This window comes from Peptoniphilus rachelemmaiella (genome assembly GCF_943169845.1).
Taxonomy (GTDB): Bacteria; Bacillota; Clostridia; order Tissierellales; family Peptoniphilaceae; genus Aedoeadaptatus; species Aedoeadaptatus rachelemmaiella.
This window is the reverse complement of record NZ_CALPBW010000005.1, coordinates 86,736-104,223: the sequence shown is the minus strand read 5'-3', so window position 1 is coordinate 104,223 and position 17,488 is coordinate 86,736. Positions and strand designations below refer to the sequence as shown.

Genomic DNA, 17,488 nt, shown 5'->3' with positions numbered 1-17,488 from the left:
ATGGAAAATAAAAACATATTAATTTACGGATTAGGTACCACAGGATTAAGCGCCATCGACGCATTGAAGGCGGACAATACCCTTTACGTCTACGACGACGACAAAAGCCGCGTGGATTTAGTCGAAGACGAATTGCCCTTTTACGACGGCGAAGCGGTTGATTTCGTCGTAAAAAGCCCGGGGATTCCCCTGGACAGCGGCCTGTTGCCTGCCCTGGCGGAAAAAGGCGTGCCGATTATTTCGGACATCGAGGTGGCCTATCACCTGAGTGCTTGCGAAAATTTCATTGCCGTCACGGGAACCAACGGAAAGACAACCACCACGGATCTCTTGTACCATCTTTTAATCGACGGCGGAAAAGTCGCCTATGTAGGCGGAAACATCGGCGTCGGCGTCTTGCCCTTGGCGAAGCGGGCAAAAAAAGACGATTACTTAGTTATCGAATGCTCCAGTTTTCAGCTGGAAACCACCTTGGATTTTCGGCCGAAAGTGGCGATACTTACCAATATTACGGAAGACCACCTGGATCACCACAAATCCGTGGAAGCCTACAGAAAGAGCAAAGAAAAAGTCTTTGCCAATCAACGGGATGAGGATGTACTCATTTTAAATATCGACGATCCTTACTTAGCCATGATCGGCGAAGAAATGGATCAGGCGCTGGTGGTAAGCACCACACCCGTCCAACAAGACGGTGCCTTCAAGGATCAAGAGGCCCTGTACCTGTCCCTAAAAGGGGAGAAGGTCTTTCTCATGAATCGCAGCGACATGCTGCTCGTGGGGGATCACAATGTAAGAAACGCCCTGGAGGCGGCCCTTTGCGCCTACGTTCTCGGCGTAGACGTGGAATCCATTAAAAAGACGCTGATGAACTATCGCGGCGTCAGCCACCGCATGGAATTTGTGGACACCTTTAACGGCGTAGACTACTACAACGACTCCAAGGGAACCAATCCCGATTCTACCGACGTGGCTCTGGCAAGTTTATCGAAGCCCATTCATTTACTGGCCGGCGGCTTTGACAAGGGAAGCGATTTTAAAGCCCTCTTTGAAAAACACGCCGATGCCATCGCCTGCCTCTATGTCTACGGCGCCACCAAGGCTGTCATTAAAGAAGAAGCCCTGGAAGCCGGCGTGAAAGAGGTCTTGGAATTTGAGACCATGAAAGAGGCCACGGAGGCGGCCATGGATCGGGCGGTTTCCGGCGAGGCGGTGTTGCTTTCTCCGGCCTGCGCCTCTTGGGACCAATTCCCCAATTACGAAGTGCGGGGCGATGAATTTAAACAAATTGTAAGGGAGAAATGGGGCTGATAAAACCATGGAACGAATCCGAAAATACGCTGATCCGCGCCTGCTTATTGCCATGGTCTCCCTCTTGGTCATTGGCATCTTTATGGTGGCGTCCAGCTCATTTACCGGCGGCCTCGCCGACCACGGCGACGGTTCCTTTTACCTAAAGCGCCACATCGCCTTTGTCATCGTCGGCACGTTGGCGGCCGGCGCGGGCTATGTCGTGCCCTTAAAGGTATTTCAGCGCCTGGCCTTTCCCATGTGGGTCGTGAGTATGGCCCTTTGCGCCGCCCTCTACACCAAACTCGGCGTAAATGTCAACGGCGCCACCCGCTGGCTCGCCATTCCCCACACCCACATTCAGTTTATGCCGGCGGACATTTTAAAATACGCGTCGATTTTTTACACGGCGAATCTCTGCGTGCTTCACCGGGGAAAGAGGAAGAAAGGCGGCTTTATTCCCATTGTCACCGTGATCGGGCTGTCCGTGGTCATCGTTATGAAAGAAGACTTTTCATCGGCCATGGTCATCGCCATTAGCCTTTTAGGCATGTTTTTTATCTCCGGCATGAATCTCGCCGAATTTATCAGCATTTTTTCTATGGGCCTCGCCTTTATGTACCTTTTTGTATTTCGCGTGGCCTACCGCATGAAGCGACTGACATCCTTCATTCATCCCTTCGACGACATCACCAACACCGACTGGCAACTGGCCCATTCCCTTTACGCCATCGGCACGGGATCGGTGACGGGGATCGGCTATTTTCGTTCCCACGAAGTGTTTGATCGCCTGCCGGAGGCCTACAACGACTTTATTTTTGCCGTCATCGGCGAAGAATTCGGCTTTATCGGCACCACGGTAGTCATTGCCCTCTTTGCCTTGTTTATACATCGCGGGTTTTTAACGGCGTTGAAGCAAAAAAGCCTTTACGAAAAACTCATCGCCACGGGGATCTTTCTCTCCATCGGCTTCCAGGCTTTTTTCAATATGGGCGTGGCCGTGGGGATTTTACCCGTCACCGGCCTTACCCTGCCCTATGTGTCCTTCGGAGGCACGGCATTGATCTTGGTCATGGGCATGAGCGGCATACTGCTTAGATTATCGAGAAAAGGAGAATTACATTGAAAGTCATTTTGTCCGGCGGCGGAACCGGCGGTCATATCTATCCGGCCCTCGCCATTAAAGAAGCCATGGAAAAGAAAGACGACAGCATCGAATTTCTGTACGTGGGAAAAAAAGACAGCATGGAAGAAGAGCTGGCGGCCAAATACAACATCCCCTTTGCGCCGGTACACATCCAGGGTCTTCCCAGAAAGAAAATCAACAAAGAATCCATTATGACCATGATGGAATTGTTCCACGGCCTGCGCGATGCGGGAAAGATTATAAAAGACTTTCGCCCCGATGTGGTCGTAGGCACGGGGGGCTATGTCTGTGCGCCCATCGTGTTGAAAGCACAGAACATGGGCATTAAGACGGCGATTCAGGAACAAAACGCTTATCCGGGAAAAACCAATCGCCTGCTCGCCAAGCGGGTGGATTTAATCGCCTACAGCTTTCAAGAAGCGGAAAAATATTTTCCGGAACATACAAAAAAACTTTACACCGGCAATCCCATTCGCGCCTCTTTTGAAAAAATCGACGAAGAGACGGGAAGAGAAGCCGTAGGCTACAATTTAGACAAGCCCCTGGTCCTTTCCTTCGGCGGCAGCGGCGGACAGGAATCCACCAATGAAGCCGTACTTGAAATCATGGAAAAACACCCGCACTTAAACTTCCACTTGGTGCATATTACGGGAAAAGAACATTACGACGACTTCACCCATCGCATGAGCGATGTGGACGAAGATTCTTACACCATTTTGGATTACTCCCATCAAATCCCGGAATACTTGGCCGTAGCCGATTTGGTGGTGGCATCCTCATCGGCCATGACTTTGGCGGAAATCAGTGCCATGCACCTGCCCTCCATTTTGATTCCTAAAGCATACACGGCGGGCAATCACCAATACCATAACGCCATGAGCTATAAAGAAAAGGGTGCGGCCGTGGTCATCGAAGAAGATGAGCTCACAGGCCACGTGCTTTTGAGCACGGTGGAATCCCTTTTAGACGACGAGGAAAAGCGGCGTGAAATGGGCGCCAACGCCTACCACATGGTCAACACCAAGGGCACCGATGCCATTGCCGAGGCGATTTTAGGACTCGTGACGCCATGAAGCCTGAAAAACCGAGAAAACGTCCGCGGCGAAAAAAGAAACTGCAGCGAAAATACCGCAATCGGCGCATCGCTCTGGTTCTCGTTTTAGCCATCATCATCGGCGGCCTCTTCGGCTTTTCGAGATTTACGGCCATGAAAGACGTGGAAGTCGCCGGCACGAAAGCCGTGAGCAAAAACACCGTAGTGAAAATCGCCCGCGAATTCATGGGCAAAAGCTACTTCCGATTAAATAAGCAGCAGCTGAAAAATCGCCTGGAACAAATTCCCTATGTTAAAGAGGCCCATATCGGGCTCAGCTTTCCTCATACCCTCACCATTTCCATCGAAGAGGAAAAGCCCTTCGCCCAGTTATACAGCGGCGAAGGCTACATTCTCGTCAACGATGATTTCCGCGCCCTGGAGACCACCCGCTCCTACGATCCCAATTTGCCGAAGATCACCGGCGTCGTCACCCATGGGGTGCGCATGGGCCAAGTGGCCTTTAAAAGCACGGGCAACGGAAAAAAGATTCACATGATTAAGACCTTGTTTGCCTCCGAAATGAAGAAAGACATTCACACCGTCTCCATTTTGGATCGTGGTATGCGCGTGGCTTTTTCCGACGGAACCATGGTGCATATCTCCAGTTTTGACGATGCGGAATATAAGACGAAACAGCTGGAAGAAATCCGCAAAGAAATGAAGGCGAAAAACGAAGACTACCGCGAGATCTATCTGGATCAGGGGGATCATCCGGTGGCGGTGAAGCCCTCGTCTTTAGACGAAGAGGAGGCGCCGGAAAATGAAGCTTCCTTCGAAGAAGAAGGGGAAAAGCAGGCGGAAAGAGATAAAAGGGATGAAGGCGGCAAAGTCAAAAAAACCGAAAAAGACCCTGATGCCCGCAACGATGAAAAGCGAGAACCGTCGAAAGCCACAGATGCCGCTGAATAAGGTAGATTGAGCCGTGAAGGCATCTTGACTTGTAGGCTATTTGTCTATAAAATAGAATCAATTGATATGATATTAAAGGCCCATTGTGCGCGACTAGGAGGAGTAATATGTTGGATTTTGATATGGATCACGAAGAATTTGCAAAAATTAAAGTAGCCGGTGTCGGCGGTGGCGGTAACAACGCCGTCAACCGCATGATTAATGCAGGGGTGAAAGGCGTCGAGTTTATTGCCGTAAACACCGACCGCCAAGCACTTAAAAATTCCCTGGCTGAAACGAGAATTCAAATCGGCGAAAAGGTAACCAAAGGCTTAGGCGCCGGCGCCAATCCGGAAATCGGCGAACAATCCGCTGAAGAAAGCCTGGATGAAATCAGAGAAGCCCTCGAAGGCGCGGACATGGTCTTTATTACGGCAGGCATGGGCGGCGGTACCGGTACCGGTGCGGCTCCGATTATTGCCGATGTAGCGAAAGAACTTGGTGCCCTTACGGTCGGCGTCGTAACCCGTCCCTTCGCTTTTGAAGGCGCTCGCCGCATGAAACAAGCGGAAAAGGGCATCGATGCATTACAAGGCAAAGTCGATACATTGGTCATCATTCCCAACGATCGCCTCTTCAGCATTTCCGATAAGAAGACCACCTTCTCCCAAGCCTTCCAAATGGCCGATGAAATTTTGAAACAAGGGATCCAAGGGATTTCCGAATTAATCAGCGTTCCCAATGTCATTAACCTTGACTTCGCCGACGTAAAGACCGTTATGCACGACAAGGGCATCGCCCACATGGGTATCGGTTACGCCTCCGGCGACGATCGCGCCACGGAAGCGGCAAGAAATGCCGTAGAAAGTCCCCTTTTGGAAACATCCATCGAAGGCGCCAAGTCCGTACTATTAAACATTACGGCAGGCAACGACCTGGGTATGTTTGAAATGAATGAAGCCGCCGATTTGATCCGCTCCACCGTAGACGAAGAAGCCAACATTATCTTCGGTGCCGGCATCGACGAGTCCCTAAAGGATCAAGTAAAGATCACGGTGATCGCCACGGAATTCGGCGATGATCGCGATGTTCAACCGAAAAAAACAAGCAAGAGCTTTGTCGGATCAGGCGACGATAAAAAAGAAGAAAAAACAGGATCCGCCAAGAAAAATAAGGATGATGAGTTAAATATCCCGGATTTTCTTCGCAGAATGAGATAAGAGATTTTTGACGTATCCTTCAGGATACGTCTTTTCTCGTTTAGGAGGTGAATCATGCGCTGTCCCTATTGTCAACATCAAGAATCGAAGGTCGTGGATTCCCGACCCACAGAAGAAGGCGCCTCTATTCGGCGCAGACGTCAATGCATGGCCTGTGGCAGACGATTCACGACCTATGAACAGGTAGAAGTCGTGCCCATGACCGTGAAGAAAAAAAGCGGCGGCATCGAGGTCTTCGATCGCAATAAAATCTTAAAAGGGCTGATTAAATCTTGTGAGAAACGCCCCGTGCCTTTGGAAGCCATGGAAGCGGCGGTGGATGATATCGAAATGACGCTGGAAGCGAAGATGGTCAAGCAGATTTCATCGGATGAAATCGGCGAAATGATTTTAGAACGGCTGAAAGATTTGGACGAAGTGGCCTATGTCCGCTTTGCCTCTGTGTATCGCCGGTTCCAAGACATCGACAGCTTCATGGCGGAGCTGGAAGCGTTGCGGCAAAAGAAAACGGACTGATTGTTATGGATCTGTTTTCATTTCAAGCGGAAAATCATTTAGAAAAAAGCGCGCCCCTGGCCCAGCGCATGCGGCCCGAAACCCTTGAGGATTACGTGGGCCAAGAACACGTCATCGGCCCGGGCAAATACATTCACAGGCTCATGGCATCGGGCTTTATGCCCTCTTTGCTTTTTTACGGGCCGCCGGGCATCGGTAAGACCACCTTGGCCGAGATCATGGCGAAGGATTCCCATCGGGCCTTCGTGCCCTTATCTGCCGTCACAAGCAATGTGAAGGAGCTTCGCAAGGTGCTGGAAGAGGCCGAGGAGAGGCTGGGGGCACAGGGTCGGGAGACGATTTTGTTTTTAGATGAAATCCACCGATTCAATAAGTCCCAACAAGATGTGCTGCTTCCTTATGTGGAAAAGGGAAAGATCATATTAATGGGCGCCACCACGGAAAATCCCTATTTCTACGTGAACGGCGCCTTGCTTTCCAGATTGCAGGTGGTGCAGCTCTATCCCTTAGACGACGATGCCATCAAAGCACTTTTAATGCGGGCCCTTAGTGACGACGAGAAGGGCTACGGAAAAGAAGAGGTGGCCTTCGAGGCCGGTGCATTGGAGGGGCTCATCGATTTAAGCCACGGCGACGGAAGATACGCCCTGAATCTTTTAGAGATTGTGGTATTGAGCACGCCGCCGGATGAGGCGGGGCGCATCCACATTACGACACAGGATCTGGCCGATGCGTCTATGACGAATAATCAAGCCTACGACCGAGACGGAAACAATCACTACGATACGATATCCGCCTTTATAAAATCCATTCGCGGCTCGGATCCCGACGCGGCCATTTATTATATGGCGAAAATGCTGGATCGAGGCGAAGAACCGGAATACATCGCCCGGCGCATGATTATTTCCGCTTCGGAAGACATTTCCAATGCGGATCCCCACGCGTTAAATTTAGCTGTTGCCTGCTTCGAGGCCCTTCGAATCATCGGCATGCCCGAGGGGCGAATCCCCTTGGCGCAAACGGCGGCCTATTTGGCCTCGGCGCCGAAGAGCAATCGGAGCTACCTGGCCATCGGGGAAGCCATGAGTGATGTGAAAAAAGGCGTGGGCTCTGTGATCCCGCCTTACTTGCGGGATCAGCATCAGCCCATGGATCCACACGAAGGCTATCGCTACCCACACGCCTACCCCACGGGCTATGTGCCGCAGCGGTACCTGCCCTTGGATATGAACGAAAAAACCTACTATCGACCGACGGAAAGAGGCTACGAAAAAAAGCTCGCCGCTTATTTAAGAGAGATCAAACAGGAGGATACCAGTGGAAATTCGTGAAGTATTAGAGAACTATAAAGATTACTTAGGCCAAGATTTGGTGTTGGAAGGTTGGGTGAAAACCTCCAGAGATTCGAAGAATTTCGGCTTTATTCAACTCTCCGACGGCAGCGGCTTCGACGGCATTCAAGTGGTTTATGAATCGGACATCGAAAACTTTAAGGAAATCGCCAAATACCCTATTTACAGCTCCATTTGCGTGGAAGGGGAATTGGTTGAAAGCCCGGGAGCAAAACAACCCATTGAAATTCACGCGAAAAAAATCACGCCGGAACACTTGGCAGAAAGTGACTATCCTCTGCAAAAGAAACGCCACACCTTTGAATATCTACGGACCAAGGCCCACCTTCGTCCCCGCACCAATACCTTCCAAGCGGTGTTCCGGGTGCGTAGCTTAATCGCTTTTGCCGTGCACGAGTTCTTCCAAAAACGTCGCTTCGTCTACGTTCACACCCCGATTATTACGGCCAGCGACGCCGAAGGGGCAGGGGAAATGTTCCAAGTTACCACCTTGGATCTGAACAATCCCCCGAAAGACGACGAAGGCAAAGTGGATTTCAGTGAAGACTTCTTTGGCAAACATACGAATCTTACCGTCAGCGGTCAACTGCAAGGGGAAGCCTTCGCCACCGCCTTCAGAAACATCTACACCTTCGGACCCACCTTCCGCGCTGAAAACTCCAACACCCAACGCCACGCGGCGGAATTTTGGATGATCGAGCCGGAAATGGCCTTCGCCGATTTAGAAGACAATATGAATGTGGCGGAAGATATGCTTAAGTACATTATTCGCTACGTTTTCGAACACGCGCCTCAAGAAATGGAATTTTTCAATTCCTTTATCGATAAAGGCCTTATCGATCGCCTGAAAAATGTGGTTGAATCGGAATTTGTTCGGATCACCTACACGGAAGCCATTGAGATTTTGGAAAAGAGCGATCACGAATTTAAGTACCCGGTGAACTGGGGCATCGATCTTCAAACGGAACACGAACGCTACATTACGGAAGAAGTTTACAAAAAGCCCGTCTTCATCGTAGACTACCCGAAAGAAATTAAGGCCTTCTATATGCGCGAAAATGAAGACAAGAAGACCGTCGCCGCCATGGACCTTTTGGTGCCAGGCATCGGCGAAATCATCGGCGGCAGCCAACGGGAAGAGCGAATGGATGTCCTCGTCGAAAAATTAAAGGATTTCGGTCTGGACGAAGAAAGCTACAGCTGGTATTTGGACCTTCGTCGCTACGGTAGCGTGGTTCACTCCGGTTACGGACTGGGATTTGAGCGAGCTGTTATGTACATTACCGGCATGAAAAACATTCGCGACGTCATCCCCTTCCCGCGGACCGTCGGCAATGCAGAGTTTTAGAAAGGCGTAAACGATGAAAAATTATGATCCTAAAGTCATCGAGAAGAAATGGCAAGATTTTTGGGACGAACACGAGACCTATAAAACCGTCATTGAACCGGAAAAGAAAAAGTTTTATCCCTTAGTTGAATTCCCCTATCCCTCGGGACAAGGGCTTCACGTCGGCCACCCGCGCCCCTACACGGCCCTGGACATTGTGGCGAGAAAGCGTCGCCACGAAGGCGAAAACGTCATTTTCACCATGGGTTGGGACGCCTTTGGCTTGCCCACGGAAAACTACGCCATTAAGAACAAAATTCATCCCCGCATCGTCACGGAAAATAACATCGCCAATTTCAAAAAGCAATTAAAAAGCCTGGGCTTCAGCTTCGACTGGTCAAGAGAAATCAACACCACCGATCCGAAATACTACCGCTGGACCCAATGGATTTTCCTGCAATTGTTTAAACGCGGCTTGGCTTACAAGGAAGAGATGCCCGTCAACTGGTGTCCCTCCTGTAAAGTTGGCCTGGCCAACGAAGAAGTGGTTGGCGGCAAATGCGAGCGTTGCGGCACGGAAGTAAAGCACAAACGCCGCAGCCAATGGATGCTGAAGATTACCGCTTATGCCGATCGCCTCTTGGAAGGATTGAATCACGTCGACTTCATCGAGCCTGTTAAGATTCAACAACGCAACTGGATCGGCAAGAGCGTCGGTGCGGAAATTCACTTTAAAGTGAAGGATACGGACACGGTATTGAATGTATTTACCACGCGACCCGATACCTTGTTCGGCGCCACCTACATGGTGGTTGCACCGGAACATCCCATTGTAAAAGACCACCGCGACATGATTAAAAACATCGACGAAGTGGACGCCTACATTGCGGAAGTGGAAAAGAAATCCGACTTCGAGCGGACGGAGCTGTCTAAAGAAAAAACCGGCGTGGCCCTGGAAGGCCTTTACGGCGTCAATCCGGCCAACGGCAAGGAGATTCCCATTTGGATTTCCGATTACGTCTTAATGACCTACGGCACCGGCGCCATTATGTCCGTACCCGCTCACGACGAGCGCGACTGGGAATTTGCGAAGAAATTCAACCTGCCCATCGTCCCCGTCATTGACGGCGGCAATGTGGAAGAAGCGGCCTATGTGGACGTCCATACGGGCCATATGATTAATTCCGGCTTCCTGGACGGCATGGAAGTGGAAGATGCCATCCACAAGATGATCGAGTGGATTACGGAAAAAGGCCTGGGCAATCGCCAAACCAATTATAAATTGCGGGACTGGGTCTTCTCCAGACAACGCTACTGGGGCGAACCGATCCCCCTCATTCACTGCGACGACTGCGGATGGGTGCCGGTGCCTGAAGAAGAGCTGCCTTTGGAACTGCCCGAAGTGGAAAATTACGAACCCACGGACAACGGCCAATCCCCCTTGTCGGAAGTAGAGGAATGGGTCCACACCACCTGCCCGAAATGCGGCAAGCCCGCCATGCGCGAAACGGACACCATGCCTCAATGGGCCGGCAGCAGCTGGTATTACCTGCGCTACACCGATCCCGATAACGACGAAGCACTGGCGAGCAAAGATGCGCTGGAATACTTCATGCCTGTGGATTGGTACAACGGCGGCATGGAACACACCACCTTGCACTTGCTCTATTCCCGCTTCTGGCATAAATTCCTCTACGATATCGGCGTCGTCAACACCGATGAGCCCTACCAAAAGCGGACGAGTCACGGCATGATCTTAGGGGAAGACGGCGGCAAAATGAGTAAGAGCCGCGGCAATGTCATCAATCCCGACGACATCGTCAACACCTACGGTGCCGATACATTGAGAACCTACGAAATGTTTATCGGCGACTTCGAAAAATCCGTGCCCTGGTCCGACAACGGCGTCAAAGGCTGCCGTCGCTTCCTGGAAAGAGTTTGGAATCTGGCGGAAAATGTTCAACCCGGCGATGCATTCAGAAAAGAGACGGAAGTCTTTATGCATCAAACGATCCAAAAAGTCAGCTACGACTACGAACACTTAAAAGCCAACACGGCCATCGCTCAATTAATGAGTGCCGTGAACCTCTTCCAAAAAGTCGGCGTGAATGCGGCTGAATTTAAAACATTCCTCATTCTCTTAAATCCCGTGGCACCCCACATTACGGAAGAACTTTGGGATATGTGTAAAATGGGCGGCTACCTGTGCGAACAAAGCTGGCCCACCTTCGATGAAGCAAAAACCCTGGAAGATGTTATCGAAGTGCCCGTTCAATTCAACGGCAAGGTACGCTTTAAGATTACATTGCCCAGAGAGGCAACGAAAGAAGAAGCCATCGAAGCCATGCATAAGGATGAAAACTTCGCTAAACAAACGGAAGGCAAAACCGTCGTCAAAGAAATTTACGTTCCCGGCAAGATCTTGAATGTCGTTGTCAAGTAGTTTGACAGGATAGGGTGAATGGAGTATCTTATTCATAGAAAACAACTAGGAATTAAGGAGGTGAAGACATGAAGTTATCGACGAGGGGTCGTTACGGCCTCATGGCCATGTACCATTTGGCGGAAAACTATGGCAAAGGCCCGCTTTCGGTCAATTACATCGCTGAGGCGGAAGGCCTTAGTGTGGCCTATTTGGAACAACTGTTTTCACGCTTAAAAAAACGTAAATTAGTCGAAAGCATTCGCGGCGCCCAAGGGGGCTATGTATTGGCCTCGCCGCCGGAAGACATTGCCATCGGCGAAGTCATCGCGGCCCTTGAAGGTGAAATGGCATTTTCCTGCTGCACAGGCGATGAAGAAATCAATTGTGAGCGAGGCGTGGCCTGTTCAGCCAAATCCATTTTAGACCGCATACAGGACGAAGTGGACGGCGTTTTAAATTCCATGTCCCTGGCGGATATGAGGTAGCCTATGAATCAGTTTGATTCCTTCTTTAATGTAGTGACCCCGAATTTCCTCGTGGCAGTTCGGGGGCTATTGCTGATTTTGCTCATTGCGCTAAGCGTTTATTATCTCATCAATATCGGCAACCAATACATCGACAAGAGCCGGCGCATCCACGTGGATTTAAAAATCGTCGGGCTCATCCTTCTTGGAATTTTGGCACTGATCGCCATGCGCTACGTGTTTACGAAATTTCCCGTCGTGCGCACGACCCTGGCGGCCTTGGCCATTTCCGTGATACTCGCCTACATTATTAATCCCTTGGTGAATTATCTGGAGACGAAACGGCTTTCCAGGCGCCTCGGCGTTTTAATCGTTTACGTGGGCTTTATACTCATCTTGGTGCTCTTATTTGTCGTGGTCTTACCGAAGACCATTGAAGAGCTGAGGAATTTATTTATCGCCGTGCCCCAGTGGCTCAACGAGTGGAACGCCCGCATTCTCGATGTATCCGATCAAATCGAGAAGATGACGAATTTAGATATGTCGCGGATCATGTCCAGCGGGCAGAAACAGGTGGAAGCCTATGTCAATTCCCTGGAGAACAGCTTCCTGGATCAGATTCGCTCCATGGCAAGCGGCATGTACGCCGCCTTGGGCCGCATCGTCACCTTTGTTTTGGTTTTGATTCTTACCTACTACTTTACGGTGGATAAAAACCGCATCAAGGTCAAAATGTACAAAGCCATTCCCCTGAATTATCGCTCGGACATTTTAAACCTGGCCGGCGAAATCAATTCGGCCATGATGGAATTTTTGAAAGGGAAATTGCTCCTCGCCTTTATCGTCGGTCTCATGACCATGTTGATGCTCTTTATCCTCGGTGTAAACTTCGCCGTGGCCATCGGGCTCATCACCATGATCGCCGACATCATTCCCTACATCGGCCCCTTCCTCGCCTTTGTACCGGCCTTTTTCTTCTCCTTTATGGATTCGTGGACCAAGGCCATTTGGGTGGCGGTGCTCTTCTTCTTTCTGCAATGGGCTGAAAACAATTTGTTTGCACCGAAAATTTTGGGCAAGCGCACCGGTCTTCACCCGGCCATGGTGCTCCTTTGCATCTTTATCGGCGGCGGCACATTCGGCGTCATCGGCATGATTTTATCCGTGCCCATCTTCTCCATATTGGTTATTTTGAAAAACTTCGTCATGATGAAGTTAAGGGAAGACAAGAGGAAAAAAGAAGAATTAAGAAAAGTACAATAAGCGGCGGTTTATCTGCCGCTTATTTTCTTTTTCGCCGGCGGCGAAACGGTGCAAGAAAATTGACTTTCGCCCCGTACGACTTTATAATTTTATACAGAGACTATACAAATATCGGGAGGCATTATGAAACCATTGGGATTACACGAGATACGCTCCGCGTTCTTGAACTATTTTGAACATAACGAACACTTGGCTCTGCCCAGTTTTTCCTTAGTACCGCAAGGGGACAAATCCCTGCTTCTTATCGGTGCGGGTATGGCGCCGATGAAGAAATTCTTTACAGGAGAAGCGGAACCTCCCTCCCACCGCGTGTGTACCTCGCAAAAATGCATCCGCACCGGTGACATCGAAAACGTGGGAAAAACAGACCGCCACGCCACGTTTTTTGAAATGCTCGGCAATTTTTCCTTCGGCGATTACTTTAAGCACGAAGCCATTCACTGGGCTTGGGGCTTTTTAACCGGCGTCCTGGAAATTGATCCGAACCTTCTCTGGGCCACGGTCTATTTAGATGACGACGAAGCCTTTGCCATTTGGAACGAAGAAATCGGCCTGCCGAAAGAACGCATCGTGCGCTTGGGCAAGGACGATAACTTCTGGGAACTGGCTGTGGGCCCCTCCGGTCCCTGCTCGGAAATTTATTTCGACCGCGGAGAAGAACACGGTTGCGGCGATCCGGACTGCAAGCCGGGTTGCGATTGTGATCGCTACATCGAAGTGTGGAACCTCGTCTTTACCCAATTCGATAAAGACGAAGAAGGGGAATACCATCCCCTGGCCAATCCCAACATCGATACGGGCATGGGCCTGGAGCGGATCGCATCGGTGCTGCAAGAAGCCAACAATATTTTCGAAATCGACGCCATTCACGCGATTTTGGAAGATATTTGCGCCATGGCCAATTATGAATACGGCACGGACAAGAAAAAAGACGAATCCGTGCGGGTCATTACCGACCACATTCGCGCCATTACCTTTATGATCTCCGACTCCATCGTGCCCTCCAATGAAGGCCGGGGCTATGTGGAACGTCGCCTGACCCGTCGTGCCGCCAAACACGGACGCAATTTAGGCATCGAAGGAGCGTTTTTGTACAAACTTTGCGAAAGCGTCATCGATTCCTGGAAGGTGCAGTACAAAGAACTAGACGACAATCGCGAAGTCATCGCCCGCGTTATTTTGCGGGAGGAAGAGCGCTTCTTAAAGACCCTGGAAACAGGCATGAGCCTTTTAGATGAAGAAATCGCAAAATTAAAAGAAGAAGGCAAGAAGGAGCTTTCCGGCGCCGAAGCCTTTAAACTATACGACACCTATGGCTTCCCGGTAGACCTTACGGAAGAAATTCTCTCAGAAGCGGGCATGAGCCTGGATGAAGCGGGATTTGAAAAGGAAATGGAGGCCCAAAAAGTGCGGGCCAGAGAAGCCAGAGACGATTCCGACGAAATCGGATGGTCCAGTGCCTCCTCTTTCGAATTGAACGACGTGGACGAAGCCATCGAATTTGTCGGCTACGAAACCACGGAAGTCACCGAGGCGAAGCTTTTGCACATCCTCGCTAAAGGCGAAGAGGTGGAACAATTAGGCGCAGGAGAAAAAGGCCTCTTCTATTTGTCGCCGACGCCATTTTACGGCGAAAGCGGCGGCCAAATCGGCGATACGGGAACCATTACCGGCGACGGATTTAAAATTCGCGTGGAAGATACCCAAAGAACGAAAACCGGCCACATCTACGCCGTGGGTACGGTGGAAGAAGGCATTGCCGCAGCGGGCAAAGTCGATGCTGCCGTGGACAACATGCGAAGAGAAAAAATTCGCCGCAACCACTCCGTCACCCACTTGCTTCACAAAGCCCTGAAAGACCGACTGGGCGATCACGTCAATCAAGCCGGCTCCTATGTAGGCCCCGACTTTATGCGCTTCGACTTCACCCACTACGAAGCCGTCTCGAAAGAAGATCTTCAAGCCATTGAAGAAGCGGTAAATGAGGAAATTTTCAAATCCCTGCCCGTCAAGACGGAAATTCTTTCCTACGACGAAGCGAAAAACGCAGGGGCTGTCGGCCTCTTTGAAGACAAATACGGCGATGAAGTGCGCGTCGTGTCCATGGGCGACTATTCCAAGGAACTTTGCGGCGGTACCCACGTGGATAACACGGCCCAAATCGGTTTATTTAAAATCCTTTCGGAAAACGGCATTTCCGCCGGGGTACGGCGCATGGAAACCGTCACCGGCCCCGCGGTATATCAATTGCTGAACCACTCCATGGCCATCAACAAAAAAATCGCCGGCCTCTTAAAGGCCACTGACGATGTGGTTATCGACAAATTGGTTCAACACCTGGATAAGGAAAAAGGACTGGAAAAAGAACTTACGAAGCTTCACGCCGACATGGCCAAGAGCAAAATGGCCGAAGAAGTGGGCGAAGTGGAATCCATCTCAGGCGTCAATGTGATCCGTGGTCACTTCACCGACGTGAGCGTGGAAGATTTAAGAAACATGGCTGAAAAACTTCGGGATAAGGAAAGCGCGCTGATCGTACTATCCACTGTTTCGGAGGGAAAAGTAAACTTCGTCAGCGCGTCCCCCAAAGCCTTAATCGAAAAAGGCTTTAAAGCCGGCGACATCGTGCGCGAAGTGGCAAAAATTGCCGGCGGCGGCGGTGGCGGTCGTCCGGACATGGCCACGGCCGGTGCCAAAGATGCAAGCAAAGTCGAAGAGGCCATGGCGCGGGTAAAAGATATTGTAAATGCCATAGGAAACTAATGTCCCCTGATGGAATTTATGGTATAATACGCTTATGGAGGAGATTATATGGACAATAATCAGTTTGAGACGCATATATTCGAGAAAACCAATGGCGACAGCGAGAAGATTCGCACGGGAATAACCACTGTATTTCATGCGTTAGAAGACAAGGGATACGATCCCATCGATCAAATTATTGGCTATATATTATCCGGAGATCCCACCTATATAACCAGCCACCTAGACGCGCGCAGTATCATTCAATCCATTGAACGTGACGAACTTCTGTCAGAATTACTGACATTCTATTTAAAGGAAGATTAGAGATGGGCTTGGGCTCATCTCTATTCTATTTTTAGGAGCGATTTATGGCAGTTTTAGGGAAAACAGGGATCGAGGTGTCGCCGCTTTGCTACGGCTCGTTGACCTTTTCGAGGTTTCAGGCGAATTTACCCTTAAAAAAAGGCACGGAATTATTGGTTTATGCCAACGAAAAGGGTATCAACTTTATTGATACGGCAGAAATCTATGATAACTACGCCTACATCGACGGGGCGATAAAAGAACTCGGGCGAGAGGCATGGGTGATTACATCCAAGGCCTATTGTTACGATGAAAAAACGGCCGACGCCAGCGTAAAAAAAGCGCTGGAGGAATTGGGAACGGATTACCTTGATATATTCATGTTACACGAACAGGAGTCCCTCCTGACCCTAAGGGGCCACAAAGGCGCATTAAACCGCCTGGTGGAATTAAAACAGGCGGGCTTTATCCGTGCCATCGGCATTTCCACCCATTTCATTGGCTGCGTCAATGCCACGGCGCTTTTCCCCGAGATCGAAGTGATTCACCCCATTATCAATCGAAGAGGCGTGGGGATTCAAGACGGAACGCCGGAAGAAATGCTCAACGCCATAAGCGAGAGACACAAAAAAGGCATCGGCATCTATTCCATGAAAGCCTTGGGCGGCGGCCACTTAATCGCAGAAAACAGAGCGTCTTTAAAGTGGATTTCGTCCATCGACTGCATTGACTCGACCGCGATCGGCATGCAGTCCAAAGAAGAAATCGACTACAACGCGGATCTTTTTTTGCGTGGCAAGGAAAACGAAAAGGCATTGGAAGATGTTTCGAAAAAGAAACGGAAGTTAATTATCGGCGATTATTGCATTGGCTGCGGCAGTTGTGAAAGTCGCTGCAAACAAGATGCGATACATGTACAAGAAGGCCGCGCCGTGGTAAACGACAAGTGTATTTTATGCGGCTATTGTGCGACGGTATGTCCGGAATTTTGCATTAAAGTGATTTAAAATGAAACGATTATTGGGACTCGATATTGGTAACAAGACCATCGGTGTCAGCGTCTCCGATCCCTTAGGCATTACGGCTCAAGGGGTGACGACGATTATTCGGACATCGAAGGCGGAAGATGTCGAAGCGCTGAAGGCGCTTATCGACAAGTACGACGTTGAAAAGTTGATCGTCGGATTACCGAAAAACATGAACAATACATTGGGTTTTCAAGCCAAAAGAACCATGAATTACGCCGATTATTTAAAAGAGGCCCTAGACATGGACATTGTTTACGTGGACGAACGACTCACCACATCCGGTGCTGAAGCGGTGCTGATGCAAGGTGGCGTGCGCAGAGAAAACAGAAAAAAGCACGTGGACAAATTGGCGGCTGTATTGATTTTGCAAACATATTTGGATCAAATGTCCCTTTGATAAAGGGATTTCAGTGTGACTATCGGC

Annotated in this window: 15 protein-coding genes; all 15 read left to right on the top strand. The window is 50.1% G+C overall.

From position 1 onward, the window contains the following. Positions 1–1,311 carry a UDP-N-acetylmuramoyl-L-alanine--D-glutamate ligase gene (gene murD, locus KO087_RS03500; protein WP_215507763.1) on the top strand — a complete coding sequence of 437 codons (1,311 nt, stop codon included), beginning with the start codon at positions 1–3 and terminating at the stop codon, positions 1,309–1,311. 7 nt (positions 1,312–1,318) lie between these two features. After that, positions 1,319–2,416, top strand: a complete 1,098-nt coding sequence (locus KO087_RS03495) for an FtsW/RodA/SpoVE family cell cycle protein (protein ID WP_215507761.1) — start codon at positions 1,319–1,321, stop codon at positions 2,414–2,416. Continuing rightward, on the top strand, positions 2,413–3,510 hold the full coding sequence (murG, locus tag KO087_RS03490) for an undecaprenyldiphospho-muramoylpentapeptide beta-N-acetylglucosaminyltransferase (RefSeq protein ID WP_215507759.1): 1,098 nt from the start codon (positions 2,413–2,415) through the stop codon (positions 3,508–3,510). Before KO087_RS03495 ends, murG begins: the two co-directional genes overlap by 4 nt. Next, positions 3,507–4,442, top strand: coding sequence for a cell division protein FtsQ/DivIB (locus tag KO087_RS03485; RefSeq protein ID WP_215507757.1), 936 nt, complete (start codon positions 3,507–3,509; stop codon positions 4,440–4,442). The genes murG and KO087_RS03485 overlap by 4 nt, the downstream gene beginning before the upstream one ends. A gap of 107 nt (positions 4,443–4,549) precedes the next feature. Beyond that, complete coding sequence (gene ftsZ, locus KO087_RS03480; protein ID WP_215507755.1) at positions 4,550–5,641, top strand: cell division protein FtsZ; 1,092 nt, start codon at positions 4,550–4,552, stop codon at positions 5,639–5,641. A gap of 54 nt (positions 5,642–5,695) precedes the next feature. Next, positions 5,696–6,157, top strand: a complete 462-nt coding sequence (gene nrdR, locus KO087_RS03475; protein WP_215507753.1) for a transcriptional regulator NrdR — start codon at positions 5,696–5,698, stop codon at positions 6,155–6,157. A 5-nt stretch (positions 6,158–6,162) separates the two neighbouring features. Beyond that, positions 6,163–7,488 (top strand): replication-associated recombination protein A, encoded by a 1,326-nt coding sequence (locus KO087_RS03470; RefSeq protein WP_215507750.1) that lies wholly within the window; start codon positions 6,163–6,165, stop codon positions 7,486–7,488. Next, a complete protein-coding gene (gene asnS, locus KO087_RS03465; protein ID WP_215507807.1) occupies positions 7,469–8,857 on the top strand; it encodes an asparagine--tRNA ligase in 1,389 nt (462 codons plus the stop codon). Before KO087_RS03470 ends, asnS begins: the two co-directional genes overlap by 20 nt. 13 nt (positions 8,858–8,870) lie before the next feature. Then, positions 8,871–11,279 (top strand): leucine--tRNA ligase, encoded by a 2,409-nt coding sequence (leuS, locus tag KO087_RS03460; RefSeq protein ID WP_215507748.1) that lies wholly within the window; start codon positions 8,871–8,873, stop codon positions 11,277–11,279. 68 nt (positions 11,280–11,347) lie between these two features. Continuing rightward, a complete protein-coding gene (locus tag KO087_RS03455; protein ID WP_215507745.1) occupies positions 11,348–11,746 on the top strand; it encodes an RrF2 family transcriptional regulator in 399 nt (132 codons plus the stop codon). 3 nt (positions 11,747–11,749) lie between these two features. Next, positions 11,750–12,988 carry an AI-2E family transporter gene (locus KO087_RS03450; protein ID WP_215507743.1) on the top strand — a complete coding sequence of 413 codons (1,239 nt, stop codon included), beginning with the start codon at positions 11,750–11,752 and terminating at the stop codon, positions 12,986–12,988. Positions 12,989–13,111: 123 nt separating this feature from the next. After that, positions 13,112–15,751, top strand: a complete 2,640-nt coding sequence (gene alaS / locus KO087_RS03445) for an alanine--tRNA ligase (protein ID WP_215507741.1) — start codon at positions 13,112–13,114, stop codon at positions 15,749–15,751. Between the two features lie 48 nt (positions 15,752–15,799). Further along, positions 15,800–16,057, top strand: coding sequence for an IreB family regulatory phosphoprotein (locus tag KO087_RS03440; RefSeq protein WP_215507739.1), 258 nt, complete (start codon positions 15,800–15,802; stop codon positions 16,055–16,057). Positions 16,058–16,101: 44 nt separating this feature from the next. Further along, on the top strand, positions 16,102–17,043 hold the full coding sequence (locus KO087_RS03435; protein ID WP_215507736.1) for an aldo/keto reductase: 942 nt from the start codon (positions 16,102–16,104) through the stop codon (positions 17,041–17,043). 1 nt (position 17,044) lies between these two features. After that, positions 17,045–17,461, top strand: coding sequence for a Holliday junction resolvase RuvX (gene ruvX / locus KO087_RS03430; protein WP_215507734.1), 417 nt, complete (start codon positions 17,045–17,047; stop codon positions 17,459–17,461). Positions 17,462–17,488 lie beyond the last annotated feature (27 nt).